Source organism: Alcaligenes sp. Marseille-Q7550 (genome assembly GCF_965112015.1).
The window spans coordinates 1,196,133-1,212,469 of record NZ_CBCOPU010000002.1; the positions used below are offsets into that span (position 1 = coordinate 1,196,133).

Sequence of the window (16,337 nt, forward strand, 5' to 3'; positions counted from 1 at the left end):
AGGAATCATTAACTCTCTTACCTGTAAGGAAAACACTTATCAAACAGGCGTCTTTCTAGCTTGCGTGTTCGAACCATCAACACCAGAACCCATACTTAGTCGTGGTCAAGCTCACACATCTGCCAAGCTTGATCCAGGCGATACTGCTTTGCTCCATCCTGCACACTGGCAAGTTGACGTGTCTCCGACTCGCTGAAATTGATGTCACTGGGCAAGAGCGCCAACAATGCTTCAGCCTCAAGCAACTCGCCGGCTTCATGCAAGCGAAACGCCAACCACTTCTGCCGAAACGGGAGTGGCTCAAGCTCATAAGCGCGTCGCGCCATCCTTGCTGCAATGTCGGGGGCTATATACACGTGGCTGCGTGCCAGCTCCGTCCAGGCACTGGCCTGGGTAGACAAGGAAACTGACTCCTTGGACAACAACGTCTCTACTGAATCCTCACCACCTTCCTTATAAGCTTCCAAGACCTTCTCGAATTTCTTGCCTCCTAGCGACTTAGGCGCAGCCCCTGCCGATTCTGGCGCCAAGCCCGATACAGAGACCGGGGAACCGACAACATACCTCCTACAGAACGGCTGGCCTCGATCAAGATGTTCCCCAGCTGATTCGCCAAAGCATGCCGAGCCTGCAAGGCATGTAACTGGCTCTGTGCGGAGACCAACTCCCGGTAGCGCAAGTTTTCAGCCAAGGCCTCGACCAGGCGTCCGGCTAAGGGAACACTATGAACGTTCGGCATCGCAGCAGAGTTCAAGGGCGCGGTGCCAAGTGGCGGTTGCCCTTCACTACCCAAACGCTCCAGCGCCTCCTGAACTAGCTGCAGTTGATCAAACAGCAGGCGATTCTCCTCTTGCAATGCCTGTAAGCGCTCATCTTCCTGTATGCCGTCAGATTGCTCATTTTGAGCATGCGAAACCGTCATCAGATATCCCCTGATTAATCAACGTGATCCAGCACGATGCTCTTGAGCAGCTTCAGAATCCCCGCCAGCATCAGCGCCAACAGCAAGGTGACAACGGCGTTATAGATGCGGCGCGGTTCCATCGGATACTCTGCCAAAGTAGCGGATTGCAGCACCGAAACCTTCTCCAGCATGCGGGTGGCGTCGATCCGTCCCTTCTCCAACGCAGTCAGGGACGATTTGTAAAGCTCCTGGGTGAACTGCACGTCCATCTCCAGGCGATGAAATTCTTCCACGTAGGCGTTCAGCGTACCGCCGGAGGGCGTGGCCAGCTTGAGCTTCTCCTGCTTGATCTGCTTGTCCACTGCGGCCAAAGCCTGTTTAAGCATCAGAATATTGGGATGGTCGCGGTCCAGAGTTTTGGGCAGGGACGCCAGTTGCGTCTGCAGCTGGGCGCGCTGCGCCTCCAGGCCGGCGACGATGGCATTGATGCTTTCCGCCGTCGCCTGCGGCGACAGAAGACCCGCCTGGTTCTGGTAGTTCAGCAAGGCCTGGCTGGCCTGCTGGAAGCGCTGCTGAGCAGCGTCCACTTGCTTGGTCAGGAAATCGACCTGGACCTGGGCCATTTCATGGCCCAGCAGATTCATGTAGCGCTCGCCTTCCTGCACCAGCATGCGCGCAATGGCCTGGGCCGTTTCCGCATCGTAGGCTTGCACCTTGATGCGCAGCACGCCGGCGAACTCGTCGAACTCCACCTGAACGCGCGACAGATAATGCCGGTGGAACCACTCCATGGACGCATCCTGGAACCACATGCGCGACACCAGATCGTGCGCCGAACTGCTGTAGTGCGAACGCAGATCCAGCTCCTGGTCCAGCTTCTTGAGCATGTCCACGGACAAGAGGTAATCCCGCAACAACAACTGATTGGATCGATCAACCTGGGAAACTCCGGACACCAGCATACCCAGATCAAATGAGGGCATTCCTACCGAGTCGGTCTTGCGGATGATGACGTTGGCCTCTGACACATACCGGTCCGAGGCAAAAACAAGCCAATACCCCGCAGCCAGAACCGCCAGGATCAGAATCAGGCGCGCCAGCCGGTCGAACAGGCTGATGGAAAACCAGGCTCGAACTCGCCCAAAAGGCTTCTGGTCTGCCGAAGATGGGTTGGATGCCACGGAGCTTGCCTCTGTGGATGAACTGGATGTATCTGTCATTTGGGAAGCGAGTCCTTGTAAGCTTTCAGGGCGTCATCGATCTGATCGAACCAATGGGCCTGTCCGTCATAAAGCCAGACGCCGGCCTGGCCAAACTGTCTTAGTGTTTTATTGTCGTGGGCGACCATGATCAGGCCGGCGCGATCCGTCATGGTCTTGAAAGCATCGGCGGCCTTCTTGCGAAAAGCCGCATCCCCGGCGGCGGTCACCTCGTCCGAGATGTACACATCGAAATTGAAGGCGAACGACAGGGCGAACTGCAGCCGGGAGCGCATGCCGGACGAATAGGTGCTGACCGGCTCGTCAAATGCGTCGCGCAATTCAGAAAAATCCTTGATGAAAGCCAGCCGGTCCGCCAAGTCGTCCTGGTGCCCATGCACCCGGCACACGAACTTGGCGTTCTGGCGCCCGGTCAAAGTGCCTTCCAGGCCGCCATTGCCCATGGGCCAGGACACCCGGCACAGGCGCTGCACCGAGCCCTTGGTGGGATGGTCCACCCCGCCGATCAGGCGCAACAGCGTGGACTTGCCCGCGCCGTTCGCCCCAATCAAGCCCACGTTCACCTTGGGAGGAATCGTCAGGTTGATTCCCTTCAGCACCCATTTGCCGACGCCATGGGCGGTCTTGTAGCGCTTGTACACGTCGTCGACGATGATCATTTCATCACCAACTGCAGTGCAAAGCGGCGATACAGCACCAGCCCCAGGAAGAAGCTGACGATTCCCCACATGTACAAGTACCCCATGCTGACGCCGGGGACCATGTGGTAGTACGTCGCGAATCCTTGGCGCACCAATTCCAGGCCATGCACCAAGGGGTTGATCAGCAACAAATCCCGATACGGTTGCGGTACGGCTGAAATAGGCATGATGACGCCCGAGATCAAATACAGTGGCAGCATCAATATTTTGAGGATATGTTCAGTCTCCCGCACCAGGGCCATCAGCACTGACGCCACCAAGCCATAACCCACGCCGAACAGCCACAAGCCGAACATGGCAGCCAGGACCTGCAGGGGATCGTCCGGAAGCACATCGTGTCCCAGGAACGCGGCCACTGTCAGGATCACCAAAGCCACCATCACCATCAGGAAAGCCTCCAGGCCGCCACGCACAATAGACGTGTCGAACGGTTTGACCTGGCGGTAAGCAAACAAGGGCTTGTTGCTGTCCACCGCGTACATGACCTGAATGGCCGTTCGGCGGAACATGAAGAAAGCCAACATGCCCACAATGATCCATACAGTGACGTCGATCCCCCCCACGGTGCGCATGCGGATCACCGTGAAGAGAAAGGTGATGAAGCCGATATGCAGCACCGGCTCCATCAGCAGCCAGAACCAGGCGGCGCGCATGTCGAACAGGCGGTCGAGCGCTTCCCGCAGGAAGATCGCCCGCCAGACCGCCAAGGTAACCGCCAGGGGACTGCGTGGCTTATCGTTCATGCCGACCCCGGTCAGAAAGAAATGAATAAGTCATGCTTTACTTCAAGGTATTGTTCAGCGTCACGCTAGGCACGGCCACCGACACCACCAGGCGCAGGAACTTCTGGAACTCGGCTGCCGGCGAATTGGACACGTAGATGACGTCGCGGTCCTGGACCGGGAAGTTCTGCGTCACGAAGAAGGAGCCCGGATCGCGCAGGTCGATCTGGTACACCACCGGCACGACCGCCTTCTTGTCGGCCGCCCCTTCCGCAGCGCCATCCACCAGGGCGGCATCCTCGAAGCGGAAGATGAACACCCCGCCCGCAACGGCGCGCGAATCATCCAAGCCGCCCGAACGGGCCAGGGCCTGGACCAGGGAAATCCCCTGGGCCTCGAACTGGATTTCTTCGTTCTTGCCCGTCGCGCCCAGGATCGAGAAGCTCTGGGGCTGATACAGGGCCGTGATGACGTCGCCCGGTTTCAACAGTATGTTCTGGCGCGGATCGCGGATAATGGTGTCCAGGGCCATGGTGGCCGTGCTCTCGTCGCGAGAGAGCTGAATCGCCATGCGATTGACCGCCTGCTTGACGCCGCCGCCCGCCGCCAGGGCGTCCAGCAGGCGCTCGCCTTTGGGGGTCAGCGGCATCAGGGTGCTCTGATTCACCTCGCCCACCACCGTCACGTTGGAGGTGTTGTTCTGGATGACGCGCACCAGCACCTGGGGGTTGTTGGCCTTGCCCTGTAGACGCTTGACGATGCTTTCCTCGATCTGCTGCGTGGTGCGTCCCTTGACGGGAATGCGACCGGCGAAGGGCATGCTGATCATGCCGTCGGGCGTGACCATCTGCTGCGGGAAGGCCACGGCATTGGTGGTGGTCGCCGTAGCTTTGGAGTCCAGCGCGATCGTGCCGAACAACATGGCGGGCGGAGCCTCCCAGACGGACACTTCCAGCACGTCGCCGGGGCCGATCAGGTAATTGTTGGACGCCGTGCTGGAAAAGATGGCGGAAAAGTCGCTCAAGCGCTTGCTGGCAGCCAATTTCCTGGCCAGGGCGTCGTCCACATTCACCAGCTTGATGCCTTCGATCCGGCCGCCGTCGCGTTTTTCCATGACCTGCTCACGGCTCGGGCCGTCGGCGGGCATCCAGCCCGGCATCGTGGCGCAGCCGGCCAGCAAGGACACGAGCGCCATGCCCAGCAATGGCCGGCCCAGGCCGGCCAGCTTTTCCGCTATCTTCTTTCTTGACTCTGACATGCTTATTTCTTCATTAGCTTTTTGACGGCTTCACAGGCGGTGTGAATATCGTCTTCCGTATGGGAGGCCGACAGGAAGAAGCGCAATCGCGCAGCCTTTTCTTCCACGGCTGGATGGATGATGGGTTGGACGTTGATCCCCGCATCGAACAACTGGCTTGAAAGCCTGGCCGCCTTCAGGGAACTGCCGGTGATGGCCGGCACGACGGCATGCCCCTGGGCAAAGCCGGTATCGACGCCTATGGAACGCATGGCGGCCAGGAACTGGCTGCCGCGCGCGCGCAAACGCTCGACCCGCTCGGGCTCGCGTTGCATGATGCGCAGCGCCTCCAGGGAGGCGGCCGCCAGCACCGGAGAGATGCCCACGCTGTACACGAAGCCGGATGCCGCGTACTTCAGCATCTCGACCAAGGCCCGATCGCCCGCGATATAACCGCCGCAACTGGCCAAGGTCTTGCTAAGGGTGCCCATCCAGATATCGACATCCCGTCCAGCCACGCCGAAATGCTCGTGCGAACCCTTGCCGGTCTGGCCCAGCACGCCCAGCGCGTGCGCCTCGTCCACCATCAGGAAGGCCTTGTGGCGCCGCTTGATGTCTATGAAGGCGGGCAGGTCCGGAATGTCGCCGTCCATGCTGTAGAGCCCTTCGATCACGATGAGCACCCGCTCGAACTGACTGCGGATTTCCGCCAGGATGCGCTCCAGGGCGGCGCTGTCGTTGTGAGGAAATGAACGGCGCGCCGCGCCCGAGAGCTGGATGCCCTGCAAGATGCTGTTGTGGATCAGGCTGTCGTGGATGACCAGATCCTTGGGGCCGAACAGATAACCGATGGTGCTGACGTTGGTGGCGTGGCCGCTGACGAACACCACGCAGTCATCCACGTCGTAGACTTGGGCCAGCGACTCTTCCAGCTCACGCTGCACGGGCCGTTCGCCCGCGACCAGCCGGCTTGCCGACGCCGACGTTCCATACTGGTCTATTGCCGCCTTGGCCGCCGCATTCACCTGCGGATGCGCCGACAGGCCCAGGTAGTTGTAATTGGAAAAGTTCAGGTAGTCGCGTCCCCCGATCCGGGTCCGGGCCGCCGCGACGCCGTCATGGCTGCGGAAGAATGGATTGCGCACTCCCAGCCGGTCGGCCATGGCCTTGGGCACCAGCATCTTTTCATAGCCCGGATGCCGGTCGAAGCGCGTGAATGCCTCGGGTATCTCCCGCGTCGCGTGCCGACCGCCGGCGGCCGTCCCCGCCATCCGTCCATCTACCGCCTCCGAGCCGGTTTTCCGGCCCAGAATGCGTTGAATCAGTTGCGCCTTGCTTGCAGGCGCCATGTCGTTCTTGCTCATGAAATCAACTTCGCCCCTTGCTCCGCCAGCCGCTGCACGTCCTGCGCCAGATCCTGGATATCCGCCTCCGACACATCCGCGCCATGCTGGCGCACCACGTCGGCCACGAGCATGGCCGGTTGCGTCTGATCGGCCTCATCGGCTCCGGAAAGCAGTTTTTCGACGATGCGCGCGGCCACATTGACCACCGTGGGCGAATCATTCAGCACCATGGCGGGCAGCTGGATGCCGAAACGCTGTTCCAGGCCCAGCGCCAGCTCCACGGCCATCAGGGAATCCATGCCCAGATCGTGCAAAGAGCGATTGGGTTCGATACGGTCCACATCCGTGCGCAAGATATCGGCCACTTCCTGGGCCACCCATGCGGCCACGATGTCTTGAACCTGCTCAGGCGACTTGCCCGCGATCAGCGCCTGGATATCCGCCACATCGCCGCCCGAGTCCTGCTCCTTGCGCCCGCGATTCAGCACCGCGAATCGCGAACTGTCCGCAGACGACAACAAGCGGGCCAGCACGCTCCAATCAAAGTTGGCGGGGATGGCAATGCCGCCTTCGCCGGCCAGGACCTCGTCGAGCTGCGCCAGGGCAAGCGCCGCCGGCAGGGGCGGTTTGCCCAGACGTTGCCCAAGGCTGTCTTTGACCTGCTCGTTGCGCGTCAGGTAGCCCGCATCGCCGATGGGGCCCCAGGCAATGCAACTGGCCGACAGTCCCATGCGGCGGCGCAGGCGCGTCAAGCCTTCAAGGCCCGCATTGGCAGCCACATAGTTGGCCTGCCCTGGGTTGCCGATGGCCGTCGTGATCGAGGAATACAAGACAAAATGCGACAGGTCCATGGACGCCGTTACCTGATGCAGATTCCAGGCGCCCGACAGCTTGGCGCCCATGACCTTGTTGAAGCTGTCCGCATCCAGGTTGGCGATCAGGCGGTCGTCGAACGCGGCCGCTGCATGCAGCACGCCTGTCAGCGGAATATTTTCCTGCTTCAACCGCGCCATCAGATCCCGCAGCGAATTCATGTCGGCAACGTCGCACGCCGCCGCCAGCACACGGCAGCCCTGTGCCGTCAATTCATCCACGGCCTGTTGCGCGCCCGGGGTATCCAGGCCGCGCCGTCCGACCAGCACCAGCGAACCCGCCCCGCGCTCGGCCAGCCAGCGCGCGGACGCCAGGCCAAAGCCCGACAAGCCGCCCGTCACCAGCCAGGCGCCCTGCCCGGACAGCGCCACCGCAGCCGGTTTGTCCGTCGATGTTATCCGGGGCTGGGCGTCGTCCATGGACACGACGATCTTGCCGATATGGCGCGCCTGCTGCATGGCCCGGAACGCATCCACGACCCGCTCGGCCGCAAAGGTGCGGTACGACAGGGGGAACAGCGCTTCATCGTGGAACAGGCGCATCACGTCCTGGAACAAGCGGGCGGCCAGCGCCGGCCGCCCCGTCAGCAACTGGTCCGCATCGATGCCGAAGTAGCTGATATTGCTCTTGAAGGGGCGCAGGCCGATGGGCGTGTTCTCGAAAAAGTCCCGCTGCCCAGCTCCAGGAAGCGCCCGAAGGGCCGCAACACATCCAGGCTGCGGCGCATGGCTTCGCCCGCCAGCGAGTTGAGCACCACGTCGACGCCTTCGCCTCCGGTGGCGTCCAGCACGTCCTGCGCAAACGACAGGCTGCGCGAATCAAAGACATGATCGGCGCCCAGCAGGGACGCAAAAACGCGTTTTTCGTCGCTGCCGGCGGTGGCATAGATTTCCGCTCCCAGATGGCGCGCCAGTTGAATGGCGGCAATGCCCACGCCGCCGGCTGCGCCATGGATCAGCACCTTTTCGCCAGGCTGCAGATCCGCCAGGCGGGTCAAGGCGTAATACACCGTGAAAAACACCGTCGGCACCGTGGCGGCGGCGTTGTAGCTCCACCCTTCAGGTATCGGTGCGACGGCATCGGCGCGCGTCGTCACGTGGCTGGCAAAGCACGAGGAACCAAAGCCCATGACGGGCTGGCCCACGGAAAGATGCTTGACCTTGGCGCCGACCCGGCTGATCACGCCGGAGAACTCCAGGCCCAGGCTGGCGCCCGCGAAGCCGTTCTCCACCGCTTCGTCGGGCAGCAGCCCCATCAAGTACATGACATCCCGGAAATTCAGCCCCGCCGCCATCGTGCGTACTTCGATTTCATCATCGGCCAGCGCACGGTCCTCGGTCGCCAGCCACTCCAGATTGCGCAACTGCCCCGGCACATGGAAGTCGAGGCGGAAGCGCGTTCCAGGTTCCGCCTTGCGAGTGCGGCGCGTCTCGGCCTCCTTCAGGACCAGGGAATGGCGCGCCTGCTCGGACAGGACGATTTCATTGGCGCCATCCGGCCACAGCAATTCGGATTCCAGCCTTGCGGGCAGATCGGCCGCCTGGGCGTCGCCGGCCAGGTCTATCAATGCACAAGACAGGGCGGGATATTCATTCATGATCACCCGGCCGAATCCCCACAAGGCGGACTGCGCCGGATTGGCGGCCCATTCGGGCATCTGCTCGCCGGCGGGCATGGCCCCTCCCCGCGTCAATACCCATAGGGAGCAAGAATCGCTTGGCTGCCTGGCAAGGGACTGGACCAGCTCCAGCAGCGTGGAAGCAGTCTCCGCCGCCTGAGCCGCCGTATCATCCCACCCCTGCATGTGGACCACGTTGATCTTGCCCTCGAGCGGGCAAGCACCGTCTTGCAGCGGCAAGCTTGCCACGCGCACATTCTGCTCAGCTCCCTGCAGGCGAACGCGCAAACGCTCGGCCAGCTCCTGAGAGGCGGCATCGGCCAGCAGCAGCCAGGCGGCGGCCGGCGCCGGAGCGCGAGCCACGCTGCCATCGACGTTGCGGGCCAGGACCAGGTAAGCCCCTTCCGCCAGCGATTGCGCGGCGGGTTCGACGGCCACCTGCTCCTGTTCGAAACCTTCTTGCTCCAGGGCCCTGCGCCACCCTTCAGGCGACAGCAAGGATGACGACGCCTGGGAATCGCTCCCCGCATGCCACCAGTCCACATCCAGGCCGGCCAGCAGGTCCGCATGCCAGTCAGGATGGCATTCGGCCACGGCCAGCACGCCGCCGGCCGCCAGCCAGGCGCGTGTCCGCGCCAGGGCCGCGCGCACCTGCACGGTGCGATGCAGGCAATGACGCAGGATCACGACATCGAAGGCATGGGGAATGTCGGCTTCCGCGCTTACTTGCCAATCAAGCAGATCGAAGGCCGCGATCTGAACATTGCCCTGGTTCTGGTATTCCGCCTTCTGCCGCGCCTGCAGATCTGGATCTGCCAAGGCCAGCATATAATCAAAGCGATCTTCCGACAGGCAGGCCGCCAGGGTCTTGGGCAACTCGCTGGGCCCGACTGCAACCTCCAGCACGCGCAGGCGCTGATGAACCGGCAGTTGCGCGGCCAGCAGGCGCAACTGCGCCTCGAGCGCAAGTCGCACGCCCAGGTACATGGGATCGTCGTGGTACAGCACCTCCGCCACGGGAGAGCGCCGCAAGGAAGCCAGCAGATCCTCGCCTGCCAGCTCGCCGCGCAACAAGGCGGGCAGCTGCGTCCCGACCCGGCCGATCTGCGTCAATTGCGGCAGGCTGGCCGGCGAGTCGCGCAGAATGATGCGCCAGAGCTCGGCGGCCGCAGGCAAGTCGGCATCAGCGACCAGCGCCCAGCCATCCCCTTGCTCCTGCAACAGGTCTTCCTGCTGCAGCAAATTCTTAATCCACCGTCCGTACGAACTGGCGAGCACCGAATGCGGCACGGCCGCCCCGGTTCCGCACACCTCCCGGAACGCTTCATACACAAAAGACAGCGCCAAGGCATCCAGCAGCGGCAATGTCTGCCGGAACCATTTTTCGCGCTCCTCGGACAGGTCCGTCAATGCCTCCCAGCCGGCTTCGACCAGTTGCTCGGGCAGCGTCGCGACCGCCGACCTGTCATCGCGCGGATGCGGGCGCAGCCATGGCACGACCTGCCACTTCATCACGGCCTGGCGATCCTGGCGCATGAAGGGCGCGGCACGGAAGCGGCAGCGTGACGTCCGGGCCAGCAAGACGCCGTCCTCGGCCAGCAATTCGAAATCCGCCAGGACGGAGCGCACGCTGCGCCGGCGCAGCCGGGCCCGGAAATGAGTAACGTATCCGGACGCAGCCAGCTCCAGACGGCCGACCTTGACGGGCAGCAAGGCCACGCCATGCCCGGCCTCGATATCCTGGGCGAAAAAATCGACCAATGTCTGGTAGCACACATCCATGAGCGCCGGATGCAGCAGATAACCATCCTGCACAAGACTTTCGGGCATGAGCAGCCCGGCTTCCAGGCAAGAACCGTCGACGCGCACCTGCTGCAAGCCCTGGAAGGCCGGACCATAGTCCAGTCCAAGCGCACTCGCCAGACGGTAATGCGTCGAGTGATCGATCTGCCTGCCCTGGTCCCCGACCGGCCCGATACGGGGGGCCGGCATACGGCCATCGGACTCCAGGATGCGGCCAACCGCATGCAGCACCCATTCATCGTTGCTCAAACGCTGACGGCTCTTGATCTGGAAGCCGCCGTCGCGCGGATTGAGCAGGAAACGCAGCGAGCGGGCATGCTCGCCGTCGAACACCAGGGGCGCCAGGATGTCCAGCTCGTCCACGACGAGCAGGGACGCGCCCAGCCACTCGCGGGCCGCGGCCAGGGCCATCTCGGTGTACGCCGCGCCGGGAAACACGATGGCGCCGCCCACTTTGTGATCCGCCAGCCAGGGCAGCATCACGGGATCGAGCACATTCTCCCAGGCCATGTCGGCATCGAACAGCCGCCATCCCAGCAAATCGTGCACGCGGCGACGCTCCATGGAACGCAAGCCTTCCGAGGTCACGCTGTACCAGTGGCGTTCCCGCTGCCATGGGTAGGCAGGCAGCTCGACCTGTTCGCCGACCGCGGGAAATTGCGCCTTCAGTTGCGCCGGGACCAGGAACTGCACGCGCAGCGCCGCCTCGGCTATGCGCCACGCGCCGTCATCCTGTTTGCGCAGCGTGGACAGCACTCCCGCCTGCACGCCCGCTTCGGTCAAGGATTCGCGAATATAGCGTTGCAAGATGGCATGCGGTCCGATTTCCAGGAACACGCGGCATCCCAGTTGCGCCAGCTTCGCCATGGCGTCCGCGAAACGCACCGGCTCGCGGATGTTGCGCCACCAATAGTCGGCGTCCAGGACCTGCGCCTCCAGCTCATCGCCGGTCACTGTCGAAATGAAGCGCGCCTGCGCCGTGCCCTGACCTGGCCGCAGACCCCGCAACTGCTCGGCCAAGTGGCCGGCGATGGGGTCCATATGGCGGCTATGGAAGGCATAGTCCAGGTCCAGCAGGCGAAAGAAGACGCCTTTGGGTTCAAGCGCGGCCTGGATACGCGTCAAGCCCTCCAGCTTGCCTGACAGGGTGATGTTGCCGGGACTGTTGAAGCCGGCGACTTCCACCCCAAGATCGTCACCCAGTTCTGCCATCAGCTCGTGAGCCGCGGCGGCGGACAGCGCGACCGCGGCCATGCGGCCCGACCCTCGGGTCAGGCCCTGGGCCTGGCTGCGGGCGCAGATCACGCGAATGGCCTGCTCCAGGTCCAGCGCGCCCGCGGCCCATGCCGCGGCAATTTCGCCTACGCTGTGGCCGGCTACCGCGGTCGGTGTGACGCCGTCCTCCCGGAGCATGCGCGTCACCGCGACCTGTATGGCGAACAGCAAAGGCTGGGCGACGGTGGTGTCGTCCAGCCGGGATTGGGATTGATCGGCCCGAAGCTGCTCCAGTATGGAAAAACCCGCCATCGGCAGCATCATGGCATCCAGTTCGCGCAGCAAGGCGGCAAAGCGCGCTGATTCCTGCAACAGCGTCACGCCCATGCCGAGCCACTGCGCGCCGTTGCCGGAATAGACAAACGCCACGTCGCCGTTTTGCGCCAGGGCCTCGGCGGTGACCAGTCCTTCGGGCTCGCCTGTCTGCGCATACTGGCGCAGCAGCGCCACGGCCCCGGCCACCGAGGCGGGGCGCAGGATCAAGCCGCGGGACAGGTGTTCGCGTCGATGCGCCGCCGCGTAGCTGACATCGTAATATTGCCGCTGCGACTTGCCTTCCAGCAGTTCGGCATAGCGCTGCGCCATTTCGCGCAAGGCGCCGTCCGTCTTGGCCGATAAGGCCAGAGGCGGCAGACCCGCCTCCTCCAGGTCGGCCCGCCGTTCCGGTTCGTGTACATATTCCTGCAGCAGCACGTGCGCATTGGCCCCGCCGAACCCAAACGAGTTCACGCCGGCGACCAGCGGCTTGCCATCCTCGCGCCGCAAGGCGCGGTATTCCGGCACCAACTCCAGGTTCAGGCCCGCAAAGTCGATTTCCGGGTTGGGCGTGACCAGGTGCAGCGCGGGCGGCAAGGCGCGGTTCTGCAAGGCGAGCACGGCCTTGACCAGCCCGGCCATGCCGGACGCCGATTCCATATGCCCGAGATTGGCCTTGACCGAGCTGATGGGCAGCGCCTGCTTGCGGCCCCGGCCGTACACCGCCCCGATGGCCGATGCCTCGATGGGATCGCCCACGGCCGTTCCCGTGCCGTGCGCTTCCACGAAGTCCACATCGCCGGCGGCAATGCCGCTCCTGCCCAGGACCGAGCGCATGAGCTCCACCTGGCCCTCGCTGCTGGGAATGGTGATGCCGGTCTTGCGGGCGCCGTCCGCATTGGCGCCGCTGGCCAGGATCAGCGCCTGGATATGGTCGCCATCGGCCAGGGCCTGGTGCAGCGGCTTGAGCATCAGCACTGCCCCGCCTTCGGCCTTACATAGCCATTGCCGGATGCGTCGAACGGCTTGCAGCGGCCGTCGGCCGACAGCATGGACGCTTTGGTGAATCCGACAAAGGGATAGGGATGCAGCAGCAGATTGACGCCGCCCACCAGCGCGGCGGACGCCTCGCCCGCGCGCAGGCTGGCGCACGCCTGATGCAGCGCCACCAGCGACGAGGAACACGCCGTATCGACGGCCAGCGACGGGCCGTGCAGATCATAGATATACGACAGGCGATTGGCCGCGATGCTCAGGGTGTTGCCCGTCATCAGGTGCGAGGTCAGGCCGGCCAGGTCATCCAGGCCCCGCATGCCATAGTCCAGGCCCGAAATGCCGACATACACGGCGCAATCGGTGCCGGCCAGGGACGAAGGCGCCACGCCCGCATTCTCCATGGCCTCCCAGGAAAGCTCCAGCAGCAGGCGCTGCTGCGGGTCCAGCCACGCGGCCTCCCGCGGCGATATGCCGAAAAAACCGGCATCGAATTCATCGATGCGGGAAAGAACGCCCGCTGAAAACGTAATACTGCGGCCCGGCTCGGACCGCTTGTCATGTTGCAACTCTTGCGTCGCCCAACGTTCGGCGGGTATTTGCGTGACCAGATCACGCTTTTCCTTGAGCGCATTCCAGAACTCGCCGGCCTGCGACATATCGCCCGGAAACCGGAATGCCATGCCAACAATAGCAATCGGACTTGCAGCCAAATCAGGTTTGCCTTGCGCTGCGCCGGATGCGTCCTGCCCGATGGCATCTTCGACTTTATCTTGGAACACTCACATTACCCTTTCACATCTTTATTGGTTCGCCCCATAAGCACAGGGCTCGTATTAGCCAGGCCAGGCCGACCACTGCTTGCAGCGCTACCTTTTTGCTCAAGACGAGAAAAAAAGCTCCAATGAAGAAAGAAACGTTATTTACATTTGGTCGCACAAACACATTATTTGCAACCATATTCGGTCCTTGATTCTTCAGCGTTAAGCTCAAGATTTTTTATTTTTTTGATGAGTTTATAACCCATATCCTCTTCACTTAATCCCGATCAATAAAAATATTCTTATGATTATTATCCCGATAGACCGAAAGGCTTTACACCTAAAATAAGCAGGGCGTCTACTTCAACAGCATCTTTCAATCAATCGGCTCATTATCCAAAACAACATCACATCAATTTCCACATCCAAAATATTAAATATGGAATTTAGAAATTCAATTTCCCGCCAACGACTCTGATTTACCCAGAGAATAAAAAAGCTGCGGCAGGCGCAGCAACAACATGACGCGGGATGCCCGGAACAGGCAAAAAGTCTTGCATGGGATCATACCATTGAGGGTAAGCCCTAAGCCAGACACAAGCCAAGCCGCTATGAAAACGCATGTAACCAAGCGCCAATCCACTAATACGTCTACGCTGAAAAACCTCAGGATGTATTTTGGAGCAACCACTTCTTTCTATAGTGTTTACCGTCCTTCCCCCGCCATCGCGGCCCCATCGAAAACACGACCGGGAGCGGTACCGGTATGGAACACCTGCCAAGCCTCTAGTTCCATGACGGGGCCATCAGCGAGGCTTCATGAGTTTAATCACCACTTCATGGCCTACACCCATGCCAGTCCTTATGTCGGTCGACAATGTAATAAGAAGTTACGTATAAGCCCTAAGACCATGCCCGGCACGGGGTTTTCCCTTATCTCCCTTGAGAATCGTTCAATACCCCCTCATTTTGCACGGGTTTTCCCTGACTTATAGGTAGTTTGCGGGGGCCTGTATATGAATTCGATTATGAACAGCCCCCATCACTCCATTACATTGGCGTTGTTCTACACAACAACTCATCCAATACGGAGACATTTCATGGGTACGAGCACTACCTCCGCACCCGTCGACGAACGTTTACCAAACGGGAAACTTGCCGTCCTCGGCCTGCAACACGTCCTGGTGATGTATGCGGGTGCTGTGGCGGTTCCACTGATTGTGGGCCGCGCACTCAACCTCTCGTCCGAAGAGGTATCCATCCTGATCGCGGCCGACCTGTTCGTCTGCGGCCTGGTATCCATCATCCAGTCGCTGGGTTTCACCCAATATTTCGGCATCAAGCTGCCCGTCATGATGGGCGTGACCTTCGCGGCCGTCGGCCCCATGGTGTCCATGGCGCAGGCCAATCCCGGGCACGAAGGCGCGCAATTGCTCTTTGGCACGGTGATCGGCGCGGGCATCATCACCATGATCATCGCGCCGGCCGTCAGCAAGATGCTGCGCTTCTTTCCGCCCGTGGTGACGGGCACCATCATCGCCATGATCGGCATCACGCTGATGCGCGTGGGCATCAACTGGATCTTCGGCAACCCCGTGGGCCCGACCGCGCCGTCCGTGGTGAACCCCGATCACCTGGCCTGGCTGCAGCATGCGCAGTCGGCGGCCGCCATGCCCGGCTCGGCCCTGCCGCCTCCGCCGGACGGCCTGGTGCTCAAGCCCACTGTTCCCAACCCTCGCTACGCCAACCTGACCGGCCTGGGAATCGCCGCCATCGTGCTGGTGTCCATCCTGCTGATCGCCAAGTTCTGCAAGGGCTTCCTGGCCAACGTCGCCGTGCTGCTGGGCATCGTGATCGGGGCCATCATCGCCTCGGCCATGGGCATCATGACCTACGAAAAAGTCGCCAAGGCCGACTGGGTGGACCTGGTGCTGCCTTTCCACTTCGGCATGCCCAAGTTCGACGCCCTGCACATCGCCACCATGACGCTGGTCATGATCGTGGTGCTGATCGAGTCCACCGGCATGTTCCTCGCGCTGAGCGACATGACGGGCAAGAAGGTTGACCAGAAAGACCTGGCGCGCGGCCTGCGCACCGATGGCCTGGGCACCTTGCTGGGCGGCATCTTCAACACCTTCCCCTACTCCAGCTTCTCGCAGAACGTGGGCCTGGTGGCGGTGACCGGCGTGCGCAGCCGCTTCGTGTGCGTGGCCGGCGGCGTCATCCTGGTCATCCTGGGCCTGCTGCCCAAGATGGCCGCCCTGGTCGAGTCCCTGCCCACCGTGGTGCTGGGCGGCGCCGGCATCGTGATGTTCGGCATGGTGACCGCCACCGGCATCCGCATCCTGTCGGGCGTGGACTACAAGACCAATCGCAACAACTCCATGATCGTGGCCATCTCGATCGGCGTGGGCATGATTCCCCTGGTCGCGCCCAACTACATGCAGTGGATGCCGCACGCCATCCACCCCCTGATCGAATCGGGCATCCTGCTGACCTCCATTGCCGCCGTCCTGTTGAACCTGTTCTTCAACGGCGCCAAAGAAGACAAGCACGCCGCCATCGAAGCAGCCAAGCACGCCGAAGCGTAAGGGCGGCCTGGAATAAAAAAGCAGCAAGCAACAACTTC

The 16,337-nt window shown here is 62.1% G+C and carries 11 protein-coding genes; 1 reads left to right on the plus strand and 10 read right to left on the minus strand.

What is annotated here, in order from left to right; all coding sequences use genetic code 11:
• Positions 1–95 precede the first annotated feature (95 nt).
• The 10 genes from ACWPWO_RS15060 to ACWPWO_RS15105 are packed head-to-tail and all read right to left on the minus strand — an operon-like array spanning position 96 to position 13,729.
• Positions 96–467, minus strand: coding sequence for a hypothetical protein (locus ACWPWO_RS15060; protein WP_454007267.1), 372 nt, complete (start codon positions 465–467; stop codon positions 96–98).
• Positions 468–490: 23 nt separating this feature from the next.
• Entirely contained in the window at positions 491–922 is a 432-nt protein-coding gene (locus ACWPWO_RS15065) for a hypothetical protein (protein ID WP_454007268.1), read from the minus strand.
• Positions 923–936: 14 nt separating this feature from the next.
• Positions 937–2,085 (minus strand): chain-length determining protein, encoded by a 1,149-nt coding sequence (locus ACWPWO_RS15070; RefSeq protein WP_454007269.1) that lies wholly within the window; start codon positions 2,083–2,085, stop codon positions 937–939.
• Between the two features lie 35 nt (positions 2,086–2,120).
• On the minus strand, positions 2,121–2,783 hold the full coding sequence (locus ACWPWO_RS15075) for an ABC transporter ATP-binding protein (protein ID WP_454007270.1): 663 nt from the start codon (positions 2,781–2,783) through the stop codon (positions 2,121–2,123).
• The gene (locus ACWPWO_RS15080; RefSeq protein WP_454007271.1) at positions 2,780–3,568 is read right to left on the minus strand and encodes an ABC transporter permease; all 789 of its coding nucleotides are present in this window, start codon (positions 3,566–3,568) and stop codon (positions 2,780–2,782) included. The genes ACWPWO_RS15075 and ACWPWO_RS15080 overlap by 4 nt, the downstream gene beginning before the upstream one ends.
• Positions 3,569–3,605: 37 nt before the next feature.
• Complete coding sequence (locus ACWPWO_RS15085; protein WP_454007272.1) at positions 3,606–4,805, minus strand: polysaccharide biosynthesis/export family protein; 1,200 nt, start codon at positions 4,803–4,805, stop codon at positions 3,606–3,608.
• Positions 4,806–4,807: 2 nt separating this feature from the next.
• Positions 4,808–6,148 (minus strand): aminotransferase class I/II-fold pyridoxal phosphate-dependent enzyme, encoded by a 1,341-nt coding sequence (locus tag ACWPWO_RS15090; protein ID WP_454007273.1) that lies wholly within the window; start codon positions 6,146–6,148, stop codon positions 4,808–4,810.
• Positions 6,145–7,593: an SDR family NAD(P)-dependent oxidoreductase gene (locus ACWPWO_RS15095; protein WP_454007274.1), complete on the minus strand. Its 1,449-nt coding sequence runs from the start codon at positions 7,591–7,593 to the stop codon at positions 6,145–6,147. Before ACWPWO_RS15095 ends, ACWPWO_RS15090 begins: the two co-directional genes overlap by 4 nt.
• Positions 7,587–12,926 (minus strand): acyltransferase domain-containing protein, encoded by a 5,340-nt coding sequence (locus tag ACWPWO_RS15100; RefSeq protein WP_454007504.1) that lies wholly within the window; start codon positions 12,924–12,926, stop codon positions 7,587–7,589. Before ACWPWO_RS15100 ends, ACWPWO_RS15095 begins: the two co-directional genes overlap by 7 nt.
• Complete coding sequence (locus ACWPWO_RS15105; protein ID WP_454007275.1) at positions 12,926–13,729, minus strand: beta-ketoacyl [acyl carrier protein] synthase domain-containing protein; 804 nt, start codon at positions 13,727–13,729, stop codon at positions 12,926–12,928. The genes ACWPWO_RS15100 and ACWPWO_RS15105 overlap by 1 nt, the downstream gene beginning before the upstream one ends.
• A gap of 1,079 nt (positions 13,730–14,808) precedes the next feature.
• On the opposite strand from ACWPWO_RS15105, the gene ACWPWO_RS15110 reads away from it, so the two are divergent.
• On the plus strand, positions 14,809–16,299 hold the full coding sequence (locus tag ACWPWO_RS15110) for a nucleobase:cation symporter-2 family protein (protein WP_394062416.1): 1,491 nt from the start codon (positions 14,809–14,811) through the stop codon (positions 16,297–16,299).
• Positions 16,300–16,337 lie beyond the last annotated feature (38 nt).

Excerpts from the sequence above, each read along its gene's own strand:
- ACWPWO_RS15065 (WP_454007268.1), bottom strand. The coding sequence starts at position 922 with ATGACGGTTTCGCATGCTCAAAATGAGCAATCTGACGGCATACAGGAA.
- ACWPWO_RS15075 (WP_454007270.1), bottom strand. The coding sequence starts at position 2,783 with ATGATCATCGTCGACGACGTGTACAAGCGCTACAAGACCGCCCATGGC.
- ACWPWO_RS15080 (WP_454007271.1), bottom strand. The coding sequence starts at position 3,568 with ATGAACGATAAGCCACGCAGTCCCCTGGCGGTTACCTTGGCGGTCTGG.
- ACWPWO_RS15085 (WP_454007272.1), bottom strand. The coding sequence starts at position 4,805 with ATGTCAGAGTCAAGAAAGAAGATAGCGGAAAAGCTGGCCGGCCTGGGC.
- ACWPWO_RS15090 (WP_454007273.1), bottom strand. The coding sequence starts at position 6,148 with ATGAGCAAGAACGACATGGCGCCTGCAAGCAAGGCGCAACTGATTCAA.
- ACWPWO_RS15100 (WP_454007504.1), bottom strand. The coding sequence starts at position 12,926 with ATGCTCAAGCCGCTGCACCAGGCCCTGGCCGATGGCGACCATATCCAG.
- ACWPWO_RS15110 (WP_394062416.1), top strand. The coding sequence starts at position 14,809 with ATGGGTACGAGCACTACCTCCGCACCCGTCGACGAACGTTTACCAAAC.